This is a genomic window from Cryobacterium sp. Hh7, from assembly GCF_004403155.1.
In the GTDB taxonomy this organism is placed as follows: Bacteria; Actinomycetota; Actinomycetes; order Actinomycetales; family Microbacteriaceae; genus Cryobacterium; species Cryobacterium levicorallinum.
This window is the reverse complement of the sequence record NZ_SOHG01000015.1, coordinates 1-25,226: the sequence shown is the minus strand read 5'-3', so window position 1 is coordinate 25,226 and position 25,226 is coordinate 1. Positions and strand designations below refer to the sequence as shown.

24 protein-coding genes are annotated in these 25,226 nt (G+C 64.8%); 14 read left to right on the top strand and 10 right to left on the bottom strand.

Features of this window, described 5'->3' with window-relative positions:
- The first annotated feature begins 40 nt into the window (after positions 1 to 40).
- Both E3T43_RS04065 and E3T43_RS04060 read left to right on the top strand, forming a co-directional pair.
- Positions 41 to 490 carry a DUF4190 domain-containing protein gene (locus E3T43_RS04065; RefSeq protein ID WP_134444712.1) on the top strand — a complete coding sequence of 150 codons (450 nt, stop codon included), beginning with the start codon at positions 41 to 43 and terminating at the stop codon, positions 488 to 490.
- A 52-nt stretch (positions 491 to 542) separates the two neighbouring features.
- On the top strand, positions 543 to 938 hold the full coding sequence (locus tag E3T43_RS04060) for a hypothetical protein (protein WP_134471451.1): 396 nt from the start codon (positions 543 to 545) through the stop codon (positions 936 to 938).
- An 8-nt stretch (positions 939 to 946) separates the two neighbouring features.
- On the opposite strand, the gene E3T43_RS04055 is transcribed toward E3T43_RS04060, so the two are convergent.
- On the bottom strand, positions 947 to 2,152 hold the full coding sequence (locus E3T43_RS04055; RefSeq protein WP_134471450.1) for a class I SAM-dependent methyltransferase: 1,206 nt from the start codon (positions 2,150 to 2,152) through the stop codon (positions 947 to 949).
- Positions 2,153 to 2,276: 124 nt separating this feature from the next.
- On the opposite strand from E3T43_RS04055, the gene groES reads away from it, so the two are divergent.
- The 4 genes from groES to E3T43_RS04035 all read left to right on the top strand — a co-directional run bounded on the left by groES (position 2,277) and on the right by E3T43_RS04035 (position 5,870).
- Entirely contained in the window at positions 2,277 to 2,573 is a 297-nt protein-coding gene (gene groES / locus E3T43_RS04050) for a co-chaperone GroES (protein ID WP_092107311.1), read from the top strand.
- A 121-nt stretch (positions 2,574 to 2,694) separates the two neighbouring features.
- Positions 2,695 to 3,639, top strand: coding sequence for an EamA family transporter RarD (gene rarD / locus E3T43_RS04045; protein WP_134471449.1), 945 nt, complete (start codon positions 2,695 to 2,697; stop codon positions 3,637 to 3,639).
- Between the two features lie 88 nt (positions 3,640 to 3,727).
- Positions 3,728 to 4,435 carry a hypothetical protein gene (locus tag E3T43_RS04040; RefSeq protein WP_134471448.1) on the top strand — a complete coding sequence of 236 codons (708 nt, stop codon included), beginning with the start codon at positions 3,728 to 3,730 and terminating at the stop codon, positions 4,433 to 4,435.
- Positions 4,436 to 4,562: 127 nt separating this feature from the next.
- A complete protein-coding gene (locus E3T43_RS04035) occupies positions 4,563 to 5,870 on the top strand; it encodes an ABC transporter substrate-binding protein (protein WP_134471447.1) in 1,308 nt (435 codons plus the stop codon).
- A gap of 219 nt (positions 5,871 to 6,089) precedes the next feature.
- Here the strand turns inward: E3T43_RS04035 and E3T43_RS04030 are convergent, their stop codons facing one another.
- The 4 genes from E3T43_RS04030 to E3T43_RS04015 are packed head-to-tail and all read right to left on the bottom strand — an operon-like array spanning position 6,090 to position 10,038.
- Positions 6,090 to 6,857 carry an ABC transporter ATP-binding protein gene (locus E3T43_RS04030; RefSeq protein WP_092449545.1) on the bottom strand — a complete coding sequence of 256 codons (768 nt, stop codon included), beginning with the start codon at positions 6,855 to 6,857 and terminating at the stop codon, positions 6,090 to 6,092.
- On the bottom strand, positions 6,844 to 7,734 hold the full coding sequence (locus E3T43_RS04025) for an ABC transporter ATP-binding protein (RefSeq protein WP_241978822.1): 891 nt from the start codon (positions 7,732 to 7,734) through the stop codon (positions 6,844 to 6,846). The genes E3T43_RS04030 and E3T43_RS04025 overlap by 14 nt, the downstream gene beginning before the upstream one ends.
- Before the next feature lie 49 nt (positions 7,735 to 7,783).
- Positions 7,784 to 8,764, bottom strand: coding sequence for a branched-chain amino acid ABC transporter permease (locus E3T43_RS04020; RefSeq protein WP_134471445.1), 981 nt, complete (start codon positions 8,762 to 8,764; stop codon positions 7,784 to 7,786).
- Positions 8,765 to 8,772: 8 nt separating this feature from the next.
- Entirely contained in the window at positions 8,773 to 10,038 is a 1,266-nt protein-coding gene (locus E3T43_RS04015) for a branched-chain amino acid ABC transporter permease (protein WP_092449551.1), read from the bottom strand.
- Positions 10,039 to 10,336: 298 nt separating this feature from the next.
- Between E3T43_RS04015 and guaB the strand changes: the two genes are divergently transcribed.
- The 8 genes from guaB (at position 10,337) to guaA (ending at position 20,096) form a co-directional block, all read left to right on the top strand.
- Positions 10,337 to 11,839, top strand: a complete 1,503-nt coding sequence (gene guaB / locus E3T43_RS04010; protein ID WP_134444726.1) for an IMP dehydrogenase — start codon at positions 10,337 to 10,339, stop codon at positions 11,837 to 11,839.
- A 117-nt stretch (positions 11,840 to 11,956) separates the two neighbouring features.
- Positions 11,957 to 13,075: a GuaB3 family IMP dehydrogenase-related protein gene (locus E3T43_RS04005; RefSeq protein ID WP_104132231.1), complete on the top strand. Its 1,119-nt coding sequence runs from the start codon at positions 11,957 to 11,959 to the stop codon at positions 13,073 to 13,075.
- A gap of 243 nt (positions 13,076 to 13,318) precedes the next feature.
- The gene (locus E3T43_RS04000) at positions 13,319 to 15,031 is read left to right on the top strand and encodes a glycerol-3-phosphate dehydrogenase/oxidase (RefSeq protein WP_092449555.1); all 1,713 of its coding nucleotides are present in this window, start codon (positions 13,319 to 13,321) and stop codon (positions 15,029 to 15,031) included.
- 248 nt (positions 15,032 to 15,279) lie between these two features.
- Positions 15,280 to 15,813, top strand: a complete 534-nt coding sequence (locus E3T43_RS03995; RefSeq protein ID WP_233193339.1) for a cation:proton antiporter regulatory subunit — start codon at positions 15,280 to 15,282, stop codon at positions 15,811 to 15,813.
- 3 nt (positions 15,814 to 15,816) lie between these two features.
- A complete protein-coding gene (locus tag E3T43_RS03990; protein WP_134471444.1) occupies positions 15,817 to 17,271 on the top strand; it encodes a cation:proton antiporter in 1,455 nt (484 codons plus the stop codon).
- A 5-nt stretch (positions 17,272 to 17,276) separates the two neighbouring features.
- The gene (locus E3T43_RS03985) at positions 17,277 to 18,035 is read left to right on the top strand and encodes an SURF1 family protein (protein ID WP_241978821.1); all 759 of its coding nucleotides are present in this window, start codon (positions 17,277 to 17,279) and stop codon (positions 18,033 to 18,035) included.
- A gap of 10 nt (positions 18,036 to 18,045) precedes the next feature.
- Complete coding sequence (locus E3T43_RS03980) at positions 18,046 to 18,495, top strand: DUF3817 domain-containing protein (RefSeq protein WP_134471442.1); 450 nt, start codon at positions 18,046 to 18,048, stop codon at positions 18,493 to 18,495.
- Entirely contained in the window at positions 18,492 to 20,096 is a 1,605-nt protein-coding gene (gene guaA / locus E3T43_RS03975; protein WP_134444735.1) for a glutamine-hydrolyzing GMP synthase, read from the top strand. Before E3T43_RS03980 ends, guaA begins: the two co-directional genes overlap by 4 nt.
- A 129-nt stretch (positions 20,097 to 20,225) precedes the next feature.
- On the opposite strand, the gene E3T43_RS18645 is transcribed toward guaA, so the two are convergent.
- The 5 genes from E3T43_RS18645 to ureG all read right to left on the bottom strand — a co-directional run bounded on the left by E3T43_RS18645 (position 20,226) and on the right by ureG (position 25,140).
- The gene (locus E3T43_RS18645; protein ID WP_166791229.1) at positions 20,226 to 20,549 is read right to left on the bottom strand and encodes a hypothetical protein; all 324 of its coding nucleotides are present in this window, start codon (positions 20,547 to 20,549) and stop codon (positions 20,226 to 20,228) included.
- Positions 20,550 to 20,621: 72 nt separating this feature from the next.
- Entirely contained in the window at positions 20,622 to 22,241 is a 1,620-nt protein-coding gene (locus tag E3T43_RS03965) for a cytosine permease (protein WP_134471441.1), read from the bottom strand.
- Between the two features lie 254 nt (positions 22,242 to 22,495).
- Positions 22,496 to 23,524: a HoxN/HupN/NixA family nickel/cobalt transporter gene (locus tag E3T43_RS03960; RefSeq protein ID WP_134471440.1), complete on the bottom strand. Its 1,029-nt coding sequence runs from the start codon at positions 23,522 to 23,524 to the stop codon at positions 22,496 to 22,498.
- A complete protein-coding gene (locus tag E3T43_RS03955) occupies positions 23,521 to 24,357 on the bottom strand; it encodes an urease accessory protein UreD (protein WP_134471561.1) in 837 nt (278 codons plus the stop codon). Before E3T43_RS03955 ends, E3T43_RS03960 begins: the two co-directional genes overlap by 4 nt.
- A gap of 15 nt (positions 24,358 to 24,372) precedes the next feature.
- Positions 24,373 to 25,140: an urease accessory protein UreG gene (gene ureG / locus E3T43_RS03950; protein ID WP_134471439.1), complete on the bottom strand. Its 768-nt coding sequence runs from the start codon at positions 25,138 to 25,140 to the stop codon at positions 24,373 to 24,375.
- Positions 25,141 to 25,226: the final 86 nt, after the last annotated feature.

Here is a 25,226-nt window from a genome sequence, read left to right as displayed (position 1 = left end):
GCAGGGCGACCACCGAACGAAATTATGAAGGAGACCGCAGATGTCTGATCCCACCCAGCCCCCCGTCGAACCGACGAACAGCGGCCCGACGAACTCGAATCCGGCCACTGCCAGCGTGCCCCCCGCCGCGCCCGCCTATCCGAGCTACCCGGCGGCGGGTACCCAGCCTCCCGCTCACGGCCAGGCTCCCGCGTATGGTCAGAATCCCGCGAACGGTCAGAACCCGTATGGCCAGCAGAACCCGCAGGACAAGTACAACGTTCTGTCGATCATCTCCCTGGTCACGTCGATCCTCGCGATCTCGATCGTGGGCATCATCACCGGCCACATCGCCCTGAGCCAGATCAAGAAGACCGGCGAAAAGGGCTACGGCCTCGCCCTCGGTGGTCTGATTGTCGGTTACCTCGGCTTCGTCGTGGGGATCTTCATCCTCATCGGCTCGATCGCACTGCTCATCACTGCCGCCAACGTCGGTGTGAGCCAGTTCTAACAGACTCACCCCACTGAACGGTCGCTGGCCGGTTCGCAGCACGAGGACAGCAATGAGTACACCGCACCAGGATTCCGACACGCATCGGGATTACACCCGTGCGCCCGCGCCCCCGGGCAGCCAGCTCAGCTGGGAATCGACCGTCACCGCCCCGACCGAGTTCGTGCCGTACAGGTACACCGAGGCGGAGGTGCGGCGCATCACCGGCCGGCGCCGACTCTCGGTCGTCTCCGTCGTCTGCGGGTTCGTCGGGCTCGTGCTCGGCGTGCTCGGTGTGTTCGGCCTGCCGGTCGCGCTCGTTGCGATCGTCCTCGCCTTGATTGCGCGCACCACCGAGCATCGGGCCCGTGCCCTCTGGAGCAGCGGTCTGGCGAGCGGCCTCGTCGGGATTCTGCTCGCGGCCGGCTGGTTCGTCTACATCAGCCAGACCGTGCTGCCCCTGCTGTAGGCCGACCGTTAGCGCACGCGCTCCACGAGCAGCGCAACCCGATGTCCGGCCACCCGGGTCAAAATCAGCGTTGCGACTTCCGGCCCCTTGAGCTTCAACCGGGTGCGCAGCGTCGCGGGATCAACGTCGACGCCGCGCTTCTTGATCTCGAGCGTTCCGATGCGGTGCTCGAGCAGTGCGAGCCGCAGCTTCTTCTCGTCGAACGACAGCGTCTCGAGCACCCGAAAGGCGGTTGCGAACGGCGTCGGCGTCAGCGTGTCGTTGGTCAGGTAGGCGATTCCCTCGCTCAGCATGCTGGCCTTCATCGAGCGGGCCAGATCGCCGATCAGTCGCGCCCGAATGACCGCGCCGTCGGGTTCGTAGACGTAGTGGCCGAGTTCGCCGACCGGCTCGTCTTCGCTGTCGGCACCGTTGCTCAGCTCCTGCACGCCATCCCGGGTCAGCAGCAACGCCGACCGCCGGATGCCCGGGCGGGCGAGAGCGCCGAACCACAGTCCCATTTCCACCAGCTGGCCATCCACCGACACCCACTGGGCCTCCGCGTCGACCGGAATCTGGTCGCGATCATGGCCGGGCCCGAGCTTCATGCCGAGCGGCAGCGTCGTTGCCAGCAGGTAGGCGAAGTCGAGGGAGGGGGAGTAATCCTCGGAGCGGGTGAGCCTCTTGGTGTTGCTGTGCCCGCCCGTGCGCCGGGCTGGATCGAGCCAGACCGCGTCGAAATCGGTCAGATCAACCGTCTCGGCGTCGGCCTGCAACGCGGAGGCATTGGGGAACGGGGCCAGGTTGTAGCTCGCAACCGTGGCCGTGACCTCGTCGGCGTCGACGGCCACGACCGGCAGATCCATCGCGGCGAGGGCCATCGCGTCGCCGCCGATGCCGCAGCCGAGGTCGGCGACCCGCGGCGCGCGGCCGAGGGTGGCTTCAAGCCCGGCGAATCGCCCGGCGTGCAGTGCGGCAACCCGCAACCGGGTCGCCTGTTCCAGGCCGGCCTCGGTGAACAGCATCCGCTCGGCAAATTCTCCGAACTTGGTTACGGCTTTCGCTCGCAGTCGCGACTGGCTCAGCACGGCCGACACGAGTCCGGGGGCGTGCCCGGCCTTGCGCAGCTCGCTCACGAGCTTGAGCACATCACCGTTTGCCTCGTAGGGCGGCAGGGAATCCAGCAGCCGTAAACTCGCGGGGGAGAGCAGCTCAACGAGCTCGGTTCGATCCATTCTGCAACGGTATCAAACGGCCCGATCTGGCACTCACGTTGCGCGAGTGCCAGCATCCCCCCTAAACTTCACTTGGCACTCTCGCTGTGAGTCTGCTAACCCAAGTCTTAGAAAGAGGTCAACCGTGTCGGTCTCCATCAAGCCGCTCGAGGATCGCATCGTCATCAAGCAGGTCGACGCAGAGCAGACCACCGCATCAGGTCTGGTCATTCCTGACACCGCGAAGGAAAAGCCCCAGGAGGGCGAAGTTGTTGCAGTCGGCCCCGGCCGCATTGACGACAACGGCAACCGCGTTCCCCTCGACATCGCCGTCGGCGACAAGGTCATCTACTCCAAGTACGGCGGAACCGAGGTCAAGTTCGGTGGCGATGACCTTCTGGTCCTCTCCGCTCGCGACGTGCTCGCTGTGGTCGTGCGCTAAGTAGGTTTCATCACTACCTAGCCTTCAGACTGAAATTGGTCTTTAGCCTGAAACTCCCGGATGGCCTGGCCATCCGGGAGTTTTTGTTTGCGCAGTTAGTGTCTCGGTAGGGAGAATATTTATGACGGATGCCGCCGCACCGGCCGAGTCGGCCGCTCGCGCCACCCACCGCACCGGCCTCGTCTTCGGCGGCCTGGCCTACGGCCTCTGGGGCGTGCTGCCGCTTTACTTTCTGCTGCTCATCCCCTCCGGCGCTTTTGAAATCGTGGCCTGGCGGGTGCTGTTCTCCCTCGTTTTCTGCGCCCTGATCATTACCGTGACCCGCACCTGGACCGTGCTCGGGCGCGCGTTCAAGCAGCCGCGTCTGGTTTGGACCATGGGCCTGGCCGGTGCGTTCATCTTCGTTAACTGGCAGACCTACGTGATCGCCGCAACCACCGGGCACGTCGTCGAAGCAGCCCTCGGCTACTTCATCAACCCGATCGTCACGGTGCTTCTGGGCGTCTTCGTGCTGCGCGAACGGTTGCGCCGCCTGCAGTGGGTGGCCATCGCCATCAGTTTTCTCGCCGTGATCGTGCTGGCGGTCGGCTACGGCTCGCTGCCGTGGATCTCGCTCATCCTCGCGTTCTCCTTCGGCTTCTACGGGCTGATCAAGAAGCGCGTCGGCCCGAACGTCGACGCCGTCACCGGCCTCACCCTCGAAACGGCCTGGCTGGCCCCGGTCGCCATCATTCAGCTTCTGGTCGTTTCCGGCATGTCCGGCCTCACCTTCGGCACCGTCTCCGGCTGGCACACGGCTGGCCTGCTCGCGGCCGGGGTCATTACCGCTGTTCCCCTGCTGCTCTTCGCCGCCGCCGCCCGGCGCCTGCCACTGACGGTACTCGGGCTCATTCAGTTCGTCGCGCCGGTCATTCAATTTCTCGTCGGCGTAGTCGTTCTGAACGAGGCGATGCCGCTCGAACGCTGGGCCGGATTTGCCCTGGTCTGGGTGGCCTTGATCATACTGATGGTTGATATGGTCGCCTCCGGCCGCGGACCCCGTCGCAGCTCGCTTGAGCCTGCCTAATACCGTCCGACCTGGCTCCGAACCCCCGTCCGGCCCAGCCGATACGCTGAACCGACACGTCACCTCAGCTCGTACCAAAGGATTTTAGATGCCCCGTCGCACGCTCACCGTCGTCGTTCTGCTCGGCGCCCTGGCCCTCACCGGCTGCACCAGCACGACCCCGGCCGCGCCGAGCACGACCCCGGCCGCGGTCGTCACGGCCGCTCCGAGCGGTGACGGAACCTTGAGCATCGGCACCCTCTTTCCCACCACCGGGGACAATGCTGCGAGCGGCGCAGCGCAGGTGGCAGGCACCGCGCTCGCCCTGCGCGACATCCTGGCCGAGCAGGCGACGCCGACGCAGCCGATCCAACTCGTGCATCGCAACTCGGCCGGTGACCTCGCCGCCGCCTACGCCGACCTCGCCGCTCGCGGTGTGGACCTGGTCTTGTGGGACGCGACGACCGCGCTGCCAGCGGATGCGCACAGCTCCGTTGGCAGCGCCGCTCTGGTATCGCTGGGTGACTTCGCCAACGGTGGCACACCGCTCGCCGCGGACGAGGCATTCACCGTGCGTCTGAAAACCGCCGACCCGGGACTGAACGCCACCGCTGGCAGCGCGGAGGCCTACGACGGCCTGATCACGGCCGCCCTGGCCGCCGTGATCACCGGGGACGACGGCGGCGCATCGCTCGATGCCGGCTGGCCGCAGGTGATTTCGGGAACGGCCGTCTGCCTTTCCTGGGGCGAGTGCGTGTATGCGCTGGTGCAGGAGCAAACCATTGATTATCAGGGTGTGACCGGGCGCCGTTCGTAACGATTTGATCGCTTTACCCGGTTGTGACACGCACAGGTAGGTTTCTGTGCCCTTGATTGCCTAATCTGTCACCACGGCAGTCAATCGGCTGACCAGACTTACCCCTCTTTACCTATCAAGGAGCAACATGAGCGTATTCGCGAAGGCCTCAGCCTCCCGCTCCGTTCGTACCCTCGTTACCGGTGTCGCGCTCGTCGGCGTGAGCGCACTTCTGCTCACCGGTTGCAGCAATGGCGCCGCTACTGAGCCCAGTAATTCTGCGGCACCGTCTGCGGAAGCCGCAGACTTCAATACGGTTGAGGCCGGTGACCGCGACCTGACCCTGAAGATCGGCACTATCCTTCCGCAGAGTGGTGGACTGGCGTTCCTCGGCCCGCCCGAAGAAGCCGGTGTTCGACTCGCTGTCGCTGACATCGCGGCGGCCAACCTCGGCATCACGGTTGAACCGACGCTGCTTGACTCCGGCGACACCACGACCGACATCGCGACGGTCTCCGTGACCGACCTGCTGTCCAAGGACGTCTCGGCGATCATCGGTGCGGCCTCCTCGGGTGTCTCCAAGACCGTGATCGACCAGATCACCGGCGCCGGCGTCGTGCAGTTCTCCCCGGCCAACACCTCGGACGCCTTCACGACCTACGACGACAACGGTCTGTACTGGCGTACGGCTCCGTCTGACGTTCTGCAGGGCGAAGTGCTCGGCACCCAGATCGCTGACGATGGCAACGCCACCCTCGGCCTGATCGTGCTGAACGACGCCTACGGAACCGGCCTGGCCAAGTACACCGGCGATGCCTTCGAGGCCGCCGGCGGCGAGGTTGTCGCTGAAGCACTGTTCAACGAGGGCGATTCCAACTTCGCCTCGCAGATCGCTGAAGTCACCGCGGCAGCCCCCGACGCGATCGCCCTTGTCACGTTCGACCAGTCCAAGGTCATTGTTCCGGCTCTGGTCGGCTCTGGCTTCCCCGGCGATAGCCTGTACTTCGTTGACGGCAACGTTTTCGATTACAGCGCGGACTTTGAAGCCGGCCTCATCGAGGGGTCCAAGGGAACGCTTCCCGGCCTCGACACCTCAACGCTCGGCGACTTCACCACCCGTCTGCTCGAGATCGACCCGGAGCTGACCGACTACAGCTATGCAGCGGAGTCGTACGACGCCGTCATCCTGATCGCCCTGGCCGCGTATGCGGGCAACGACGTGTCGGGTGAATCGATCGCGAACTACCTGCGGCAGGTCTCCGGCGGCAGCGGCGATGGCACCAAGGTCACCGACTTCGCCGAGGCTGCTGCAGCCTTGAAAGCTGGCGAACAGGTCGACTACGACGGCTTGTCCGGTCCGATCACGTTCGACGAGAACGGCGACCCCACCGAAGCAACCATCGGCGTCTACGAGTTCGGTGCCGACAACAAGTACACCCGTCTGCCCGACAACTAACCACTCGCTCCAGTGAAGGGCCCCGGCTTCGTACGGGGCCCTTTTGCGTGCCCGGGGGCGTCGACCGGCTCACCAACCGACGCGCCCGCTCCTCGACCGGCGGGGCGGTCGGCATCTCGTTGGTCGAGACGCGAGCGCGGACATCCGTCCCCGGCAGACAGAAGCGGCGCCCGAGAATGTCTCAGACGTCGCTGCTGGCTGGTGTGGGGAGTTTCGCTGCTAATCCTGCCCGAGGGTGCCCAGGTAGAGGCCGATCACCTTGGGGTCGTTCAAAAGCTCACGTCCGGTACCGGTGTACGCGTCCCGGCCCTGGTCAAGCACATAGCCGCGGTCGCAGATCTGCAGGCAGCGGCGGGCGTTCTGCTCGACCATGATCGTGGTCACTCCGGCCTTGTTGATCTCCTTCACCCGCAGAAAGGCTTCATCCTGGCGCACCGGGGACAGCCCGGCACTCGGCTCGTCGAGGAGCAGCACGTGCGGGCCCATCATGAGCGCGCGGCTCATGGCGACCATCTGTCGTTCGCCGCCGGAGAGCGAACCGGCGCGCTGGGACATCCGCTTGCCGAGCTCTGGAAAGATCTCGGTGACGAACTCCAGGCGTTCCACGAGCCCCTTGGGCTTGAGAAAGATGCCCATTTCGAGGTTCTCTCGAATGGTCAGGGTGGGAAAGACGTTGTTGTTCTGCGGTACGAAACCCACACCCTGTGCGACCAGCTTGTTGGCCTTGAGGTTGGTGATGTTGTTGCCGCGGAGCAGAATTTCGCCCTCGCGTACCTTGACCAGCCCGAAGATCGACTTGAGCAGCGTGGACTTGCCGGCGCCATTCGGGCCGATGATGCCGATCAGTTCGCCTTCGTAGGCGGTGAGTGAGCAGGAATTGAGAATGTTCACGCCGGTCACATACCCGGCGGTCACGTTCTTGACCGCGACGACCGCTTCCCGAGTCTCGGCCGGTGCTGGCGGGGCCAGCGGATTAGCGTTCGTCATCGAGCAACTCCTTTATGGCTGACACGTTTTCGGCTTCGGCGGCCTGGTCTTCGCCGATGTCTTCGTCGTGGTGCTGTCCGAGATAGGCGTCGATCACGGCCGGGTTTTTCATGACCTCGTGCGGGTCGCCCTCGGCGACCACCTGGCCCTCGGCCATCACGATCACCCAGTCGGCGATGTGCCGCACCATGTGCATGTCGTGCTCCACGAACAGAACGGTCATGCCCTGGGACTTGAGGTTCAAAATATGGTCGAGCAGCGACTGGGTCAGTGCCGGGTTTACGCCGGCCATCGGCTCGTCGAGCATTACCAGGGTCGGGTCGCTCATCAGCGCTCTGGCCATTTCGAGCAGCTTGCGCTGCCCGCCGGAGAGGCTCGCCGCGTAGTCGTCCTTCTTGGTATCGAGCTTGAACCGGGTGAGCAGATCGAGTGCTTTGGCCCGGTTCTCCTCCTCCTGGTTGCGCCAGAGAAATGGCATCAGCGCGCGGAACATGTTCTCGCCGGTCTGGCCCTTGGCGCCGAGCAGCATATTGTCCATGACGGTCAGCAGCCCCAGGGCCTTGGTAAGCTGGAACGTGCGAATCTGGCCCATGCGGGCGACCCGGTAGGCGGGAACGCCGGCCAGGGAGCGGCCGTCGAAGGTCCATTTGCCGGCGTCGGGCTTGTCGAAACCGGTCAGCAGGTTGAACAGGGTGGTCTTGCCTGCACCATTGGGGCCGATCAGCGCGGTGATAGCGCCGCGCGGAACTTCGACGTGGTCGACATCCACCGCGGTCAGGCCGCCAAAGGTGCGGCGCACGCCGTCGACGACGAGAATCGGGTCGACCTTGCGGCAGCCCGGTTCGGCCTCGCCGATGTGCAGGCCGGTCGTTTTGATCGGCTTCTGGGTGGGAACGGGCGGCTCGAGCGGAGCGGCCGAAACAGCGTTATCGGACAAAAGCCAACTCCTTCTTATTGCCGAAGATGCCTTGCGGTCTAAAGATCACGATTAACATAATCGCGACTCCCACCAGGATGAAGCGCAGCTGGCCGCCCTGGATGGATGTCATGAACGGCAGCCAGCCGGCCTCGACGGCCCGGGAGATGAAGCCGGAGAAGAACGACAGCAGCACCCAGAAGATCATCGAACCGATGATCGGGCCGAGCACCGTCGCAGCCCCGCCGAGCAGCAGGATGGCGTAGATGAAGAAGGTCAGCGTGGTCTGATAGTTCGACGGCACGACCGCTCGGGGCAGGGCGAAGATCATGCCGGCGATGGTGCCGAGTACTCCACCGAAAATGAGCGACTGCATTTTGTAGGCGTACACGTTCTTGCCGAGCGCACGCACGGCGTCTTCGTCTTCGCGGATGCCCTTGATCACGCGGCCCCACGGGCTGCGCATGATCTGCCAGACGAACAGCGCCGCGAGAATCACGATCGACCAGGCGACGATGCGCAGCCAGGTGTCGTAGGCGTTGTTCTCAAACGGCCCGAATCCATAGCTGCCCTCGGCAAGCGGGTTGAGCGCCGCGAACTCGTTCTTGTAACCGCTCAGGCCGTTGGCCGACCCGGTCACTGCGGCGAAGGTGTTCGTCGTGAACAGCAGCCGCACAATCTCGGCGGCGGCGATCGTGACGATCGCGAGGTAGTCAGCGCGCAGTCGCAGTGTCGGAATACCCAAAATCAAGGCGAAAATAACGGATGCTCCCACCCCCACCAAAAAGGCGCCCCAGACGGGAAAACCGAAGGTCAGGATGGAAATGGCGTAACCATAGGCGCCGAGGGCCATGAAGCCGGCCTGGCCAAAGTTCAGCAGGCCGGTGTAGCCGAAGTGCACGGCGAGCCCGAGGGCGGCGAGTGCGTAAGCGGCAGTGGTCGGGCTAATCAGCTCGACGGCTGCGTTGCCAAAGATTGCTCCCCAGTCCATGTGAACCCCTAACCAATTCTCTCTTTACGACCCAGAATGCCTTGCGGTCGAAACAGCAGCACCAGGATCAAAATAACAAGGGCGCCGACAATCTTCATGTCGGACGGAAGCCAGAGCGTTGACAGCTCAACGAAGAGCCCAACGATGAGGGAACCGACGAGGGCTCCGAAGGCGGTACCGAGACCACCCAGGGTGACGGCCGCGAAGACGAGCAGCAACATTTGAAAGCCCATGTCCCAGCTGACGCCCGGGCGGAAGTAGGCCCAGAGCACCCCGCTGAGCCCGGCCAGTGCTGCCCCGACCACCCAGACGATGCGAATGACGTTGTCGACGTCGATGCCGCTGGCCGAAGCCAGGCTGGGATTGTCGGAGACGGCACGGGTGGCTTTGCCGATGCGGGTGCGCAGCAGAAAGTAGGCCACGGCGAGCAGCACCACGATGCTGATGCCCATGCTCGCGAGGTCGATCGGGGAGAGCGAGATCGGGCCGAACTTGAGGTCCGCCATGCCCGCGCCGGGCAGCTGACTCGTGCTGCCGCCGAAGAAATACTGGTACAGGTAGCGCAGCGCCAGCGAGAGTCCGATGCTCACGATCATGAGGGGAATCACCGCCACGCCCTTACGGCGCAACGGTTTCCAGAGCACCGCATCCAGGCTGAATCCGAGCGCGCCGCTCAACGCAATGGCGATGAGAATGGCGAGCCAGATCGGCAATCCGAAGTTGACCGAGAACACCAGCGTCATCAGCGCACCGAAGGTGATCAGCTCGGCGTGCGCGAAGTTGCTCAGCCCCGTGGTGCCGAAGATCAGCGACACGCCAATCGCCGCGAGGGCGAGCAGCAGGCCAAAGTTCAGGCCGTTGAAGAATCGGTTCACAAACTGGTCGAAGAAGCTCACCGTGTTGCGGACCCCTTCACCAAGGAAGAAGTTGACCGAGCGACGGTCGGTCAGCCCGAACTCCGTTTCGATCACATTGCTGCCCTCGGTGACGACGACGCCCTCCGGAAGGGTTTCTTCGTCAAGGGTGACCTCATAGGTACTCTTTTCGGGAACCCCGATGGCCCATCGGCCATCGGCATCCGTTACCGTGTCGGCCTCGTAGCCGTTGCCGGACACGGCGATCGCTACGTCGCCGAGGGCTTCCCCGTCGAACTGCACGTTGCCGGAGATCGTGAAATCGAACTCGGTGCCGACCTCGTCGGCGTGTGCGCTGCCCGCCGAGAAGGTGGCCATGGTGAGGGCCGCGAGAAGTGTCACAAACAGGATCACGAGCATCCTGGGAACGTATCTCTGAGCCGTATGTGTGGGCTGCACGGGACCTCCATGTTGGTGCCGACCGATGGGTAACCGGGCGGGCGCCGGGTGACTAATGCCAACTTCTCTGTTGAGAGTATTTGCCGATTATGTCCTATATGTTTCGAAACTCCGCACCGGCGGGCCAATGGTGTGCGGAATGTGATGAGCCCAAACACGCTTAACATTGAAGGACCGGTCTATTCCCTTCACGTCCCGTGGGGTGGTAACGCGATTTTCCGGACAATTTTCAGTTTTTCAGCTACAGGTAAGGGGTTTCATGGATCAGCCAGATCCGTTCGGATTCACCGGACTCACCTACGACGACGTGCTGCTCCTGCCGGGGCACACCGACGTCATTCCGAGCGAGGCGGTCACCAAATCCCGGTTGACCCGGCGCATTGATGTGTCGCTGCCGCTGCTCTCCAGCGCCATGGACACCGTGACCGAGACCCGCATGGCGATCGCCATGGCCCGTGAGGGTGGCCTCGGAATTCTGCACCGCAACCTGTCGATCGGGGATCAGGCCGAACAGGTCGACCTGGTCAAGCGCAGCGAATCCGGCATGATCACCAACCCGGTCACCACTTCGCCCGACGCCACCGTCGCCGAGGTTGATGCCCTGTGCGGCCAGTTCCGCGTGAGCGGGCTGCCGGTCGTCGACAGTGACGGCATCCTGGTGGGAATCATCACCAACCGCGACATGCGCTTCGTGCCGCATGCCAAGAAGGCCCTCACCCGGGTGCGCGAGGTCATGACGACCTCCCCGCTGATCACCGGCAAGGTCGGGATGGCTCCCGAAGACGCCCTCGCGATCTTTGCCAAGCACAAGATCGAAAAGCTGCCACTGATCGACGCCAACGGCAAGCTCACCGGCCTGATCACCGTGAAAGACTTCGACAAGAGCGAGGAATATCCCCTTGCCACCAAGGACGACGGCGGACGCCTGCGCGTCGGCGCGGCGATCGGCTTCTTCGGTGATGCCTGGCAGCGCGCGACCGCTCTGCTCGAATCCGGGGTGGACGTGCTCGTGGTCGACACCGCCAACGGCGACAGCGCCGGCGTGCTCGACATCATTCGTCGTCTGAAGTCGGACAAGGCCTTCGCTGACGTCGATGTGATCGGTGGAAACGTCGCCACCCGCTCGGGCGCCCAGGCGCTCATCGACGCGGGTGCCGACGCCATCAAGGTCGGCGTGGGTCCCGGCTCGATCTGCACCACCCGCATCGTGGCCGGTGTCGGCGTGCCCCAGATCACCGCCGTGTATCAGGCCTCGCTGGCCGCGCGCGAAACCGGTATTCCGGTCATCGCCGATGGTGGCCTGCAGTATTCCGGTGACATCGCCAAGGCCCTCGTGGCCGGCGCCGACACCGTCATGCTCGGTTCCCTGCTCGCCGGTTGCACGGAAAGTCCCGGTGAACTCGTGTTCGTCAACGGCAAGCAGTTCAAGACGTATCGCGGCATGGGCTCGCTCGGCGCGTTGCAGACTCGCGGGTCGAAGACGTCGTACTCGAAGGACCGCTACTTTCAGAGCGATGTTCCGAGCGACGAGAAGCTGATCCCCGAAGGTATTGAGGGGCAGGTGCCGTTCCGTGGCCCGCTCGCCGCGGTGGCCTACCAGCTCATCGGCGGCCTGCGCCAGTCCATGTTCTATGTGGGCGCGCGCACCATTACCGAGCTCAAGCAGAAGGGCAAGTTCGTGCGTATCACCCCCGCCGGGCTCAAGGAATCGCACCCGCACGACGTGCAGATCGTGGTCGAGGCTCCGAACTACCGTCGGTAGTTCGGGCGCGGGCTGCCGCTCGCGTTCTCTAGGTGGCCCGCGCTGTCGGCCTGCGGATGCCGGGTGACGGCATCCGCTGGAAAAGGGGATGCCGGTGGCTCCCTCTAAACTGGAACCATGGAAATCGAGATCGGCCGCTCCAAGCGCGCTCGCCGCGTATACGCCTTCGACGACATCGCGGTGGTGCCCAGTCGGCGCACCCGCGATCCGGAGGACGTGTCGGTCGGCTGGACCATCGACGCCTACCAGTTCGCCATTCCGGTGCTGGCGGCGCCGATGGACTCCGTCGTCTCGCCCACCACGGCCATCATGATGGGCCAGCTCGGCGGCGTTGGCGTGCTCGACCTCGAGGGGCTGTGGACCCGGCACGAGAACCCCGAGCCGTTGCTCGCCGAAATTCGCAGCCTGCCCGCCGATAAGGCGACCGCGCGCATGCAGGAGATGTACTCCGCCCCGATCCAGCCGGAGCTTGTCACCGCGCGCCTGGCCGAGATTCGGGCCGGCGGCGTCACCGTGGCCGGGGCTCTCTCGCCCCAGCGCACCCAGGAACTCTACGAAACCGTCGTTGCCGCCGGCGTCGACCTGTTCGTCATCCGCGGCACCACGGTCTCGGCCGAGCACGTCTCGCAGAACCAGGAACCGCTCAACCTCAAGAAGTTCATCTACGAGCTCGACGTTCCCGTCATCGTCGGCGGCGCTGCCACCTACACGGCGGCCCTGCACCTCATGCGCACGGGAGCCGCGGGCGTTCTGGTCGGTTTCGGCGGGGGAGCCGCGTCGACCACCCGCGCGACCCTGGGCATCCACGCCCCGATGGCCACAGCCGTGGCGGATGTCGCCGGCGCGCGCCGCGACTACATGGACGAGTCCGGCGGGCGTTACGTGCACGTCATCGCCGACGGAGGGCTGGGCACCTCGGGCGATATCGTCAAGGCGATCGCCTGCGGCGCCGACGCCGTCATGCTCGGCACAGCGCTCGCCCGGGCAACGGATGCTCCCGGCGGCGGATTCCACTGGGGCGCCGAGGCGCACCACCCGCAGCTGCCGCGCGGCAAGCGCGTCGAGGTCGGCACCGTCGCGCCGCTCGAGGAGATCCTCTACGGTCCGGCTCCGGTCGCCGACGGCACCGCCAACCTGATCGGCGCGCTGCGTCGGTCGATGGCGACCACCGGTTACTCCGATCTCAAAGAATTTCAACGGGTTGAAGTGGTTGTCGCGCCGTACCGAGTGAACTAACGTCAGCTTAAATCAATATCGGTGAGAACTGGCGTCGGTTTAGATCAACACCGAAGTCAGCGCGTTCCGCCGGTACCCAGCTTCACCCGCCACAATTCAGTACCGCAATAGCGTTGTTGCAACACGCCGCTTGAACTTGAACACGGAGTCTGAACAGGAGTAGTCATGGCCTCCCACAATTCGGTACCGCACATTTCAGCAGGGACTAATTCAGTCGTCACTAATTCAGCAGTCACTAATTCAGTGACGCGATCCTCGAGATTAGGGCCGGAGGAGCGCGAGGCGGCCCTGGCCAAGCTCAAAGACAAAGAGCTCGACATTCTCGTGGTCGGCGGCGGAATCGTCGGTGCCGGGGCCGCTCTCGATGCCGTCACGCGCGGGTTGAGCGTCGGCATTCTGGAGGCGCGGGACTGGGCCTCAGGCACATCGAGCCGGTCGTCCAAGCTCGTGCACGGCGGCATCCGCTATCTGGAGCAGCTGGACTTTCGTCTGGTGCGGGAGGCGCTCACCGAGCGGGGCCTGCTGTTGCAGCGCATCGCGCCGCACCTCGTGAAGCCGGTGCGGTTCCTGTATCCCCTCAAGAAACGCTTCACCGAACGCTTCTACATCGGCGCCGGAATGCTGCTGTACGACATCTTCTCGTACACCGGGGGGCGCCCGCCCGGGGTGCCGCATCACCGCCACCTGTCGAAGAGTCAGGTGCAAAAGCTCATCCCGAGCCTGACCAACAACGCCCTGGTCGGCGGCATCACCTACTATGACGCCCAGGTCGACGACGCTCGCTACGTGTCCTCGCTTGTACGCACCGCCTCGTTCTACGGCGCGCACGCCGCCAGCCGGGTGCGGGTCGAGGGATTCATCAAGGTCGGGGAGCGCGTTGTGGGCGTGCACGCCCACGACCTGCAGACCGGCGAACGCTTCGATGTGCGGGCCAAACAGGTCGTGAATGCGACCGGCGTCTGGACCGACGACACCCAGCGCATGGTCGGTGAACGCGGCACCTTCAAGGTGCGGGCGTCGAAGGGCGTGCACCTCGTGGTGCCGCGCGACCGGTTCCAGAGCGCGATGGGGCTGCTGCTGCGCACCGAGAAGAGCGTACTGTTTGTGATTCCGTGGGGCCGACACTGGCTCATCGGCACGACCGACACCGACTGGTACCTCGACAAGGCGCACCCGGCCGCGACGGCCGCCGATATCGACTACATCCTGGAACACATCAACTCGGTACTGAGCGTGCCGCTCACCCGGGAAGATGTCGAGGGCGTCTACGCCGGGCTTCGCCCGCTGCTGGCCGGCGAGAGTGACGAGACCTCCAAGCTCTCCCGCGAACACCTCGTCGGGCATTCCGTTCCCGGCCTCGTCGTCATCGCCGGCGGCAAGTGGACCACCTACCGCATCATGGCCAAAGATGCAGTGGATGCCGCGGTGTCCGCTCTCGACGGGCGCATTCCCGCGTCGGCGACCCACGACATCCCCTTGCTGGGGGCCGAGGGATACCAGGCCGCCTGGAACAAGCGCGGCAAGATCGCCAGGGCGTTCGGCCTGCACACCGTGCGCGTCGAACACCTGCTCAACCGGTACGGCACCCTCACCGACGAGCTGCTCGACCTCATTCGCGCCACCCCGGCGCTCGCCGAACCGTTGCCCGGCGCCGACGACTACATCGGAGCCGAAGTGGTCTACGCGGCCTCGCACGAGGGCGCGCTACACCTCGAAGACGTGCTGGCTCGGCGTACCCGCATCTCGATCGAGGCCTGGGATCGCGGGGTGTCGGCCGCACCGGTCGCCGCAGCGCTCATGGCTGGCGTGCTCGGCTGGGACCAAGAGCGAATCGACCGTGAGGTCGGCTTCTACCTCACCCGGGTCGCCGCCGAGCGGGCTTCGCAGGAGCAGCCGGACGACGAGTCCGCCGACCGGGTGCGCCTCGAGGCCCCCGATATCGTCGTGACCACCTAGCGGCCCTCCGGTCAGGCCCGCGCCCGCTTTGGGTGGCCGCTACGGCCTCGAGCGGATGCCCGCGCCCGGTTTGGGTGGCCGTCCTCTGCGTCAACCGGCGTAGCGGCTACCGAAATGGGGCGCAGGCACCCTTGGGGCGCGGGCATCCGCTGGTCGAGCGCACGAGTGAAGCGGAGGCGCGGCGAGGGGCGCGCGGCGGTAAAAGCGGCTCCGGTAGAATAGGGCTACTGCCCTCTACCTCAGGAGTCATGACAATGGTTGATGTTCGGCGGGTCAAACTTCCCGGCGTGGGGGTACTGCACACCTTCATCACGGATGACGGTGGCAAGGTCGGCGTCATCGCCCACCGATCTGGCCACAGCGACCTCATCACCTTCGCCGATGATGAAGGCGGCCCGGACGCGAGCAAGGTTTCGCTACGGCTTAACGAAGACGAGGCGCACACCCTCGCCGAGCTGCTCGGAGGTACCCAGATCACCGAGTCGCTCAGCGCCCTCGACCAGATCCCGGGCCTCAGCATCGACTGGTTCACCGTCGACTACGAAGACCACATCGCCGGCCAGGCCCTGGGCAATCCGGCCGACCGTGGCATCGCGGGCCTCACCGTCGTCGCCGTGGTGCGCGGCGAATCCGCCAACCCGGCCCCCGCCGCCGACTTCAAGGTCTTCCCCGGTGACACCCTCGTCGTCGCCGGCTCGCCGGAAAAGGTCGTCAAGGCCTTCGCGTTCTTTCGTACCGGTGAAGTGAAGGCGAAGACCGTCGACGCTCCACCCGGGGGGTAAGCGATGCACGTGGGCGAAGACCTCCTCGTTCTCGGCATCCTGCTCGTCGTCGCCTACGTTCTTGGCCGCCTGGGCAAGGTGATCGGGCTCCCCACCATCCCGATCTACATGATCGTGGGCGTGCTCGCCAGCCCCAACACCGACTTCTTCCCCCTCGACTTCCAATCCGGCGATATCGAACTCATCGCCGTGTTCGGCCTGATCCTGCTGCTCTTCAGCCTCGGCCTCGAATTCGACCAGGAAGAATTCTTCGGCAACGCCAAGACGCTGATCATCTCCGGCGGTTCCTGGGTGCTCATCAACATGGGCGCGGGCTTCATCTTCGGCATGCTCGTGGGCTGGGGCCCTCGCGAAGCCCTCGTCATCGCCGGTATGACCGGCACGTCGTCGAGCGCGATCATCACCAAACTGCTCATCGAACTGCGCCGCCTGGCCAACAAAGAGACACCGATGATCCTCGGCGTGACCGTCGTGGGTGACATCTTCATCGCGATCTACCTCTCCATCGTCTCCGTCGTGCTCAGCGGCAAAACCGAGATCTGGCCGATCGTGCTGCAACTGTCCATCGCGTTCCTCTTTCTGGTCGCAATGTTCTCGCTAGCCCGCTGGGGCGGCCGGGTGGTGTCGCGTCTCATGCGCACCAAGGACGACGAGCTGTTCACCATTTTGTTCTTCGGCCTGGTCGTGCTGTTCGCCGGCATCGGCGAGATCATCGGCGTGACGGATGCCATCGGCGCGTTCCTGATCGGCGTCGTGCTCGGCGCGAGCAGCTACCGCGCCAAGATCGAACGTGTCGCCGTGCCCCTCCGCGATATCTTCGCGGCGTTCTTCTTTCTCAACTTCGGCCTCGCCCTCGATATCGCCCAGTTCGGTTCGGTGATCGGTGTGGTGTTCATCGCCATCGGGATGACCTTTGTGCTCAGTCTGCTCTCGGGCGCGCTGCTGGCGTGGCTGCACAAAATGGGGCCACGCGAAGCCCTCAATACGGCCGCGATCTTCGTCAACCGCGGCGAGTTCACCTTGATTCTGGCGACCCTGTCGGTGTCGGCCGGGCTCGACCCGCGCCTGCAACCGTTCGCCGGCCTGTACGTGCTCTCCATGGCCATCCTCGGCCCGCTGTTCGCGGCGAATTCGGAGAAGATCGGGTCGGCACTGCGCCGGCGCGTGCCGGCATCCGTTTCGCCACAGGCATCGCGCAATCCGATGCGGGACGAGGAGATCGCCCTCGTCGAGGCGGCGACGGCGGCCCAGGCCGCGGACGCTGACGAGCACACGCGGCGGGCAGCCAAACGTGACTCGGTCAATTCCCAAGCGACGGAAGCTACGGTTGCACAAGCGAAACACTTAGATTCAATGGCCGATTTCGCGCTCGGCCAGCACTCCCCAGATCCCGATGATGACGCCGACAGACCGGCACGCAAACCCGGGCGAGAAACCCACACAGGTGACTATTCGTGATCAGAATGATGCTGCGCCCCCGCTGGGTGCTCGCGCTGCTGCTGGCCCTCGGCATCGCAGCAGGCTTCGCCCTGCTCGGACACTGGCAGCTTGAGCGCGCCATCGAATCCGGCGTGGTCGTGGAGCGCAGCACCGAGCAGGTCAAACCGCTCGCCGAGGTCGTGCAGCCCGACGGTACGGTAACGCAGATCGCGACCGGCCAAATGGTCACGACGACGGGCTCCTGGGTGCCCGGCGATGAGCAGCTCATCACCACGCGCCTCAACGGCGGCATCGATGGTTTCTGGGTGGTCAGCCATTTTCAAACGGATGCTGCCGCCAGCGTCGCCGTCGCGCGCGGCTGGGCTCCCGACCGGGCCACCGCCCAGTCGGTCACCGAGGTATTGGCGACGGAACCGGCGAACGCTCCCGTCACGCTGACCGGACGCTTTCTCACCGGGGAGGCCCCGGAGTTGCCCGACCCGGAGGGCGACTCGATGGAAATGACCAAGGTCGCACCATCCGCGCTGATCAATCTGTGGGCCGATTTCAGCGACGAGTCGGTCTATTCCGGCTACATCGTCGATGCCGAAGCAGCGCCCGGCCTTGATGTGATCGATTCCCCGGTGCCGGAAGTCGACCAATCGCTGAACTGGCTGAACATCTTCTATGCCATCGAGTGGGTCGTCTTCGCCGGCTTCGCCGTGTTCCTCTGGTACCGCCTGGTGCGCGACGCCCTTGAGCGCGAAATTGAAGACGCCGAAGCCCTCACTGCGCTCACGTAGAATTAGGCACATGCCTCGTCTACCCAAGCCCGCCGATATCTCCAGAATTCCCGGTGCGCTGCGGCTGTACCAGGTGTCATCGACCATCACCGGCATCTTCCTGCTGCTGCTCTGCATCGAAATGGTCATTAAGTACGGTTTCGGCCACGAGATCGAGATGGGCGGTTCGCAGGGGTTTCTCGCGCTCGTTCCGACCGACACGGTCGCCGCGATCAACCTCAGCACCGGCATTCTGATCGCGCACGGCTGGTTCTACGTGCTCTACCTGTTCGCCGACTTTCGCCTCTGGAGCCTCATGCGCTGGCCGTTCTGGCGCTTCGTGCTCATCGCCCTCGGCGGCGTCGTTCCCACCCTGTCCTTCATCGTCGAGGTTCCCGTTGCTCGCACGGTGAAGCGTTTCCTCGCCGAGAATACCGAAAAGACCGCGGCACTTGCCGAGAAGGCGAAGGCCCAAGCATGACCATTCCAGCGGATGCCCCCATCACCGACTCCGGGCTGGATCGCCCCGTTCTCGTGGTCGACTTCGGCGCGCAGTATGCGCAGCTGATCGCAAGGCGCGTGCGGGAGGCATCCGTTTATTCGGAGATCGTGCCGCACACCATCACCGCCGCCGAAGTGCTCGCCAAGAACCCACGCGGAATCGTTTTGAGCGGTGGACCGTCCAGCGTCTACGCCGAGGGTGCACCAGCTTTCGACGCTGCGATCTTCGAGCTCGGCGTGCCCGTGCTCGGCATTTGCTACGGCTTCCAGGTGATGGCGACCGCCCTCGGTGGCACCGTCGCCCACACCGGGGCCCGCGAATACGGCTCGACCCCGGTCACCGTGAGCAACGGCGATAACGTTTTGCTCGCGAACCAGCCCGACAGCCAGACCGTCTGGATGAGCCACGGCGACTCGGTCGCCACCGCGCCCGACGGCTTCACCGTGCTCGCCTCCTCGGTCTCGACCCCGGTCGCCGCGTTCGCCAATGACGAGAAGCGGCTCTACGGCGTGCAGTGGCACCCCGAGGTCAAGCACTCCGAAAACGGCCAGCACGTGCTTGAAAACTTTCTGCACCGCGCCGCCGGTATCAACGCCGACTGGAACAGCGGCAACGTCATCGCCGAGCAGGTCGCGAAGATTCGCGCCCAGGTCGGAACCGGCAAGGTTATCTGTGGCCTGTCCGGCGGAGTCGACTCCGCCGTGGCCGCGGCCCTCGTGCACAAGGCCATCGGCGACCAGCTGGTCTGCGTCTTTGTCGACCACGGTCTGCTGCGCCAGGACGAACGCCGCCAGGTTGAAGAGGATTACGTCAAGGCCACCGGAATCCGTCTGGTCACGGTCGACGTACGCGAGCAGTTCCTGACCGCCCTCGAGGGCGTGAGCGATCCGGAGACCAAGCGCAAAATCATCGGCCGCGAGTTCATTCGCACCTTCGAGCAGGCCCAGGCCGAGCTCATCAAGGAAGCCGCCGAAACAGACGGCGATCCGATCGCCTTCCTCGTGCAGGGCACCCTGTACCCCGACGTCGTCGAATCCGGCGGCGGCAGCGGCACCGCGAACATCAAGAGCCACCACAACGTGGGCGGCCTGCCCGAAGACCTGCAGTTCGAACTGGTCGAACCGCTGCGCACCCTGTTCAAGGACGAAGTGCGCGCGATCGGCGCCGAACTCGGCCTGCCGGCCGAAATCGTGCAGCGCCAGCCGTTCCCCGGCCCCGGCCTCGGAATTCGCATCGTCGGCTCGATCACCCAGGAACGCCTCGACCTGCTCCGTCAAGCGGATGCCATCGTGCGCGCCGAGCTGACCGCCGCCGGCCTCGACCGCGAGATCTGGCAGTGCCCGGTCGTGCTGCTCGCCGACGTGCGTTCGGTGGGCGTGCAGGGCGACGGCCGCACCTACGGCCACCCGATCGTGCTGCGCCCGGTGTCGAGCGAGGACGCCATGACCGCCGACTGGACCCGGCTGCCCTACGACCTGCTGGCCAAGATTTCGAACCGCATCACCAACGAGGTCGACGGGGTGAACCGCGTGGTGCTGGACGTCACCTCGAAGCCGCCGGGAACGATTGAGTGGGAGTGATCCCCGAGTAAAAAAAGGGCCGGCTCTATGGAGCCGGCCCTTTTGTGTGCCCGGGCGCAGGCATCCGCTCGCGGGGTAATGAGACGGCTCGGTTGTGTGGCCCCGATGTCACTCGTGGCCGCGCGGAAATCAGCGGGCGGGCGCTGCGAGTAACGAGCGAGCTACGTCGCGAGCTACGTCGACCGGATGCGGGAATGTCTCCATGCCCACGGTGACCAGCGCGCTGTCGTGGAGCAGCATCATCCGCTCCCGGGTGAAGACGCCGGTGCTGGTGACGTTGACCGTACATGTGGCCGTGACTTCCCTCGCGCTGGTCGTGATCGCGGCAGCCACGGGCACGCTTGTTCCCCCGACCATGCTGACATTCTGGCTCGCGATGGTCATTTCGGCGGTCGTGCCGACCCTGGCAACGTACGGCCTGTACTGGTGGTTGCTGCGCCGGGTCGGCATCACCGCTCTCAACGCCCTGTACACACGGAGTCGCCGGGTGGCGCTACCAACAAGCGCTACTCGCCAGCCGCTGGATTACTTCTGTTCCGGTAGTACGTACTTCCCGGTCTTGTCGGTGGCGAGACAGAGGGAGCTGATGTATTGCTTCTCGCCGTTCGGGCCGGCTTCGGCGGAGAGCATCATGTCGGGGCGTTCGAAGTAGAGCCCGCTCACGTGGCATAGCAACAGCTCGTCGGAGGGATTGCCGTTCTCGTCGAGGATGGGCGAGTTGATGCCATCGTCAGTGCGCCGCAGGTAGTAACGCCCCTTGGTCAGGATGGCCATGAGCGGGGTGGCAATTACGGCGATCACGACCGCGAAGATGGGCGAGAATGGCTGGATGCCCGGACCGAACGCGCCGAAGAAGATTGCGATGGACACTCCAGCCGACAGCCCGAGCGAGACCAGCCCGACCGGGTTCCAGTTGTAGAGCATGCCACGACGGAACTCCGGGTAGACCGGCGAGAGCTTCAGCAGACCCTTGTTGATAATGATGTCTGTGGCCACGGTCACGATCCAGGCCATGGCGCAGTTCGCGTAGAAGCCGAGGATGGTATTGAGGAACTCGAACATGTTCGACTCCATCAGCACGAGGGCGATGGCGAGGTTAAAAAGGACGAACACCATGCGTCCCGGGTAGGTCTTCGTGATGCGGGTGAAGGAGTTCGTCCAAGCGAGGGAACCGGAATAGGCGTTTGTCACATTGATCTTGATCTGCGAGATGACCACAAGCACCACGGCGAGTGAAAGGGCGAGCCAGCCGGGCATCATTTCCTCGTAGACACCGAGGAATTGGTGCACGGGCTCGTTCGCCGTGGCTGCGGCGGCCGGGTCGAGGCTCGCGATGAGGTACACGGCGATGAACAGCCCGATGGCCTGCTTGAGCGCGCCGAAGACGACCCATCCCGGCCCGGCGAGCACCACGGCCCGCCACCACGAAACCCGGTTTTCACGGGTCTTGGGCGGCATGAAACGCAGGTAGTCGATCTGCTCGGCGATCTGGGCGATGAGCGATAGGCACACTCCGGCCGCGAGCATGATCGAGGCGAAGTTCGGTGAGCCGTCCCCGCTCTTCCCTCCGTAGGCGAAGAACGATCCCACGGAGGTGGGGTGGGTTAGCACGAGGTAGGCGATCGGGATGACCATCAGGATGAGCCAGAACGGCGTCGTCCAGACCTGAAGCTTGGACAGCACCTTCATGCCGTAGATGACGAGCGGAATGACCATGAGAGTGGACACCAGGTAGCCAACAGGCCGCGGGATACCCAGACCAAGTTCGAGCCCCTGCGCCATGATCGAGCCCTCGAGGGCGAAGAATATGAAAGTAAAGGTGGCGAAGATGACGTTCGTGATGACCGAACCGTAGTAGCCGAAGCCGGAGCCGCGGGTGATCAGGTCGAGGTCGATATTGTACCGGGCGGCGTAGTAGGCCAGTGGGAATCCGGTTACGAAGATAATGACCGCTGCCACGGCGATACCAAGCAGGGCGTTGGTCGTGCCGTGGGCGATGCCGATGTTGGCGCCGATGGAGAAGTCAGCCAGATAGGCGATGCCGCCGAGCGCACTCGTGGCCACGACCCCCGGGCCCCACTTGCGGTAGGAGCGCGGGGCAAAGCGAAGGGTGTAGTCCTCAAGGCTTTCCTTAGTGGCGCTCATGACCGAGGCAGCTGCTGGGACATTCGTGTCGACCGGTGGCCTGCGAGTCTCTACGTTCCATGCCATATGAAGTCCAATCAGTGGGAAAGTCCGAGACCTCATCATTGCGCTGCAATGAGTCGCTCCGATATCGGGTTTGTGTCGAGGTTGTAAACAACCTCGGGGCTTGGGCATCCAGGCTGACTCGAGTGATCGCGCTGCTTCTCGTGTCCGGCGGTTTCCAGCGACAGGTGATTTCCAGTGGTAGGCGGGTTCTAGTGCCCAGGCTGGCGCTGGCGACCCGGGCGCACGAGCGCGGCGGCGAGACTGACCAGGAGGAACGCCCCGACGACGATGAAACCGAGGCCGCCGGTTTCGATCGGCAAGGTCAAGCCCGAGAAGACGTTCTCACCGAGGATCTGCGACAGGCCCACCGTGACCACGACGAACGCCGCAGCGACCGAGAGCCCGGTCATGACAAGGTTGTAGCGGATGGCGCGTATCGATCCCCCTGTCGCCCAACCGTAGAGCCGGGACATGAACGCACCGTTGACGGTGTCGAACAGGCACATCCCGGCCGTGAAGAGCAGCGGGAGTGCAACAGTGAGCGCTAAGGACACCTGCATACTCGCCGCGCCGGCCGTGACGAAGAGACCTATGGTAACGGCCGTGTCGAACCCGAGGCCGAAGAGGATCCCCAGGGGGTACATGCGCGAGGGCCGATCGACGAGCCGGGTGATGGGGCGAAACAGCCGGAACAGCGGACCAGTCGGGGTATGGCTGGAGGCGTCACCGGCATCCGTCTGCCCAGCATCCGTCTGCCCAGCGCCGGCGCGGCGTTGTGTGCGTGCGAGGCGGACGAAGGAATGCAGATTAACGATGCCAAAGGCGAGCACGACGAGTACCGACACGCTCATGCCCCAGAGTGCGGTTGCCTGCCGGAAAGGCGACGAGTCGTCTTGCACGGCCGTGACCAGAAAATGCACGCCGAGCGCAAGGAATGCCACGGTGGCCACGACGACAGTGGAGTGGCCAAGCGCGAACCAGAATCCCAACGACGTGGTGCGCCTACCCGTGCTAGAGAGGGTGCGGGTGACGTTGTCAATCGCCGCGATGTGGTCGGCATCGAGGGCGTGGCGCACCCCGAGTAGGTAGGCCGTGAGTGCGAGGGTGAGCACGACGGTGCCCTCCTGGCCTGCCGCGAGTGCAAGTAAGGGCAGCCCCCAGCCGAGGAGATGCAGCACGAGGATAACAGTAGCCATGAGCAGCGTGGAGCGGTGCAGGACGGGCAGGGTGCGCGTCATAAGCTGGCCCCATGCGCGGCGGAAAGGGTAGGCGGTAGGCGGGCTCCGGGCGAGTTCCCTGTGTCGTCCCAGGAAACCTCACGGGAGATGTGCGCGGTGCGGGAAGAGAGTGCCTGGTCACGCCAATTCTCCCAGAGCAGGGCGAGCGGCGAGCGGTGGGCCTGAATGTGCAGTGAGCGGGCGAGGCTGCCCGGCAGCTCGAGCTGAAGCAGTTCCGTTCCGGCCGCGCCGAGCGCGGTCACGGTGCCGGCAGTGTCGGCGGCTCGCAGGCCGGCCAGCAGTACGGTGTCGAGCACCCGGTTGTCGCCGAGGATACCCGGGGTGCGGTCGGTCCCCCGCACGGGAAGCCGCTCGAGGAACAGCGGTTCGGTGCCGATCGTAACGTGCGTGCGCAGGTCAACGAACCCGCCGCTCTCCTCGGTGCGCCCGAGTACGATCGTTTCGCGAACGCAGGCGACGGATGACGAGTCCGCGAGCTCGATACTCGTGCTGCGGCTCACGTGGGCCCCGTCGGCGACAACGAACGGCAGTCCATGCCAGAGGAGCAGGGCATCCGATTCGACCCGGATGCTCACTGTCCACTCGCAATGCTCGCCGTCGGCGTCATAGGCGACGGTGCCGCCCACGTCCTCCAACTCAAGGGTGCAGCCGGCACCGACGACCACGTCGACGTGCACCCGGTCACCGCCAAGAAGCAGCGCGCCAGCGGCGACAAGGGCCACGCGTGCGGAGCGCGGCCCCACGTCGACGGTACGGGGAACGAGCGCCCCGGTGCCGAGTGTGAGGCGGGCGCGGCCGGGCGCGGCAGCAAGGTGCACCGCTGTCACACCCATCACTGAAGCAGTCACCTAGTGCGAGTGGCCGTTCTCGTCGTGCGCGTGCTGCTCGTCGTGTGCATGCTTATCGTCGTGCGAGTGCATAACCGGGCCGTCTTCTCCGGCGTGGAAGTGCGGCGCCATCGGTCCCGGGTCCTGTGGAGTGTGGGTGCCGGCGCGGTGCTTCACGAGCAGCCCGCGCACCCAGTCGCTCAGCTCGTCGACCGAAGCGGCATCGGTGCGGGACAGGGCAAGCACCTGGCGTCCCTCGCGAGCGAACTCGGCGTCGCGCACCATGAGCGAAACGTCGACGTCGACATAGGGGGCGAGGTCAGTTTTGTTAACAACGAGAAGGTCGGCACGGGCGATGCCGGGGCCGCCCTTTCGGGCAACGTCGCCTCCGCCTGCCACGTCGAGCACGAAGATCTGCGCGTCGACGAGGGCCGGGGAGAAGGTTGCCGTGAGGTTGTCTCCGCCGGATTCGATCAGTACCACGTCGAGCGGGGCGAAGTCGCGCTCGAGGTCTTCGACAGCGATGAGGTTGACGGTGATGTCGTCACGGATAGCCGTATGCGGGCACGCGCCGGTCTCGACAGCGCGGATGCGCTCGGGATCGAGCACGCCGGCGGAACGCAGAAAACGGGCGTCCTCGTCGGTGTAGATGTCGTTGGTGATGACGCCGAGGCGCAGCTCGGCGGCGAGCGAGCGGCAGACGATCGCGATGAGGGAGCTCTTGCCGGTTCCCACGGGACCGGCCACTCCGATGCGGAGCGCGCGGGTGGAGGTTTCTTTAGCCTGAATCCACCGGTTGACCTTGAGGTTTTGACGGCGCGTTAAACCGAGAATGCCCCTCTGACCAGCTAAAATAGTTGTTATCTAGACAAGCT

What these genes read in the sequence shown, in the direction of transcription:
- E3T43_RS04065 (WP_134444712.1), top strand. Translation starts at nt 41, where the DNA reads ATGTCTGATCCCACCCAGCCCCCCGTCGAACCGACGAACAGCGGCCCG.
- E3T43_RS04060 (WP_134471451.1), top strand. Translation starts at nt 543, where the DNA reads ATGAGTACACCGCACCAGGATTCCGACACGCATCGGGATTACACCCGT.
- E3T43_RS04055 (WP_134471450.1), bottom strand. Translation starts at nt 2,152, where the DNA reads ATGGATCGAACCGAGCTCGTTGAGCTGCTCTCCCCCGCGAGTTTACGG.
- rarD (WP_134471449.1), top strand. Translation starts at nt 2,695, where the DNA reads ATGACGGATGCCGCCGCACCGGCCGAGTCGGCCGCTCGCGCCACCCAC.
- E3T43_RS04040 (WP_134471448.1), top strand. Translation starts at nt 3,728, where the DNA reads ATGCCCCGTCGCACGCTCACCGTCGTCGTTCTGCTCGGCGCCCTGGCC.
- E3T43_RS04035 (WP_134471447.1), top strand. Translation starts at nt 4,563, where the DNA reads ATGAGCGTATTCGCGAAGGCCTCAGCCTCCCGCTCCGTTCGTACCCTC.
- E3T43_RS04030 (WP_092449545.1), bottom strand. Translation starts at nt 6,857, where the DNA reads ATGACGAACGCTAATCCGCTGGCCCCGCCAGCACCGGCCGAGACTCGG.
- E3T43_RS04020 (WP_134471445.1), bottom strand. Translation starts at nt 8,764, where the DNA reads ATGGACTGGGGAGCAATCTTTGGCAACGCAGCCGTCGAGCTGATTAGC.
- E3T43_RS04015 (WP_092449551.1), bottom strand. Translation starts at nt 10,038, where the DNA reads ATGCTCGTGATCCTGTTTGTGACACTTCTCGCGGCCCTCACCATGGCC.
- guaB (WP_134444726.1), top strand. Translation starts at nt 10,337, where the DNA reads ATGGATCAGCCAGATCCGTTCGGATTCACCGGACTCACCTACGACGAC.
- E3T43_RS04005 (WP_104132231.1), top strand. Translation starts at nt 11,957, where the DNA reads ATGGAAATCGAGATCGGCCGCTCCAAGCGCGCTCGCCGCGTATACGCC.
- E3T43_RS03995 (WP_233193339.1), top strand. Translation starts at nt 15,280, where the DNA reads ATGACAATGGTTGATGTTCGGCGGGTCAAACTTCCCGGCGTGGGGGTA.
- E3T43_RS03990 (WP_134471444.1), top strand. Translation starts at nt 15,817, where the DNA reads ATGCACGTGGGCGAAGACCTCCTCGTTCTCGGCATCCTGCTCGTCGTC.
- E3T43_RS03985 (WP_241978821.1), top strand. Translation starts at nt 17,277, where the DNA reads ATGATGCTGCGCCCCCGCTGGGTGCTCGCGCTGCTGCTGGCCCTCGGC.
- E3T43_RS03980 (WP_134471442.1), top strand. Translation starts at nt 18,046, where the DNA reads ATGCCTCGTCTACCCAAGCCCGCCGATATCTCCAGAATTCCCGGTGCG.
- guaA (WP_134444735.1), top strand. Translation starts at nt 18,492, where the DNA reads ATGACCATTCCAGCGGATGCCCCCATCACCGACTCCGGGCTGGATCGC.
- E3T43_RS03965 (WP_134471441.1), bottom strand. Translation starts at nt 22,241, where the DNA reads ATGAGCGCCACTAAGGAAAGCCTTGAGGACTACACCCTTCGCTTTGCC.
- E3T43_RS03960 (WP_134471440.1), bottom strand. Translation starts at nt 23,524, where the DNA reads ATGACGCGCACCCTGCCCGTCCTGCACCGCTCCACGCTGCTCATGGCT.
- E3T43_RS03955 (WP_134471561.1), bottom strand. Translation starts at nt 24,357, where the DNA reads ATGGGTGTGACAGCGGTGCACCTTGCTGCCGCGCCCGGCCGCGCCCGC.